2 protein-coding genes are annotated in these 379 nt (G+C 54.6%); both read left to right on the top strand.

Going from position 1 to position 379, the window contains the following annotated elements; all coding sequences use genetic code 11:
• Nucleotides 1-12: 12 nt before the first annotated feature.
• On the top strand, nt 13-87 hold the full coding sequence (gene tap / locus GV819_RS32890; RefSeq protein WP_001365705.1) for a RepA leader peptide Tap: 75 nt from the start codon (nt 13-15) through the stop codon (nt 85-87).
• Nucleotides 80-379, top strand: a 300-nt coding sequence (gene repA / locus GV819_RS32885) for a plasmid replication initiator RepA (RefSeq protein ID WP_283667338.1), incomplete at its 3' end; no start/stop codon positions are given. The genes tap and repA, both read left to right, overlap by 8 nt.

The following is a 379-nucleotide window of genomic DNA, read 5'->3' as shown; positions in this document are numbered from 1 at the left end:
GAGTATAGTTATATGCCCGGAAAAGTTCAAGACTTCTTTCTGTGCTCGCTCCTTCTGCGCATTGTAAGTGCAGGATGGTGTGACTGATCTTCACCAAACGTATTACCGCCAGGTAAAGAACCCGAATCCGGTGTTTACACCCCGTGAAGGTGCAGGAACGCTGAAGTTCTGCGAAAAACTGATGGAAAAGGCGGTGGGCTTCACTTCCCGTTTTGATTTCGCCATTCATGTGGCGCATGCCCGTTCGCGTGGTCTGCGTCGACGCATGCCACCAGTGCTGCGTCGACGGGCTATTGATGCGCTCCTGCAGGGGCTGTGTTTCCACTATGACCCGCTGGCCAACCGCGTCCAGTGCTCCATCACCACGCTGGCCATTGAG

It is taken from the genome of Pseudomonas sp. Fl5BN2 (assembly GCF_009908205.1).
Lineage (GTDB): Bacteria > Pseudomonadota > Gammaproteobacteria > Pseudomonadales > Pseudomonadaceae > Aquipseudomonas.
The sequence above is the reverse complement of the archived record's forward strand: the minus strand, read 5'-3'. Positions and strand labels throughout refer to the sequence as shown.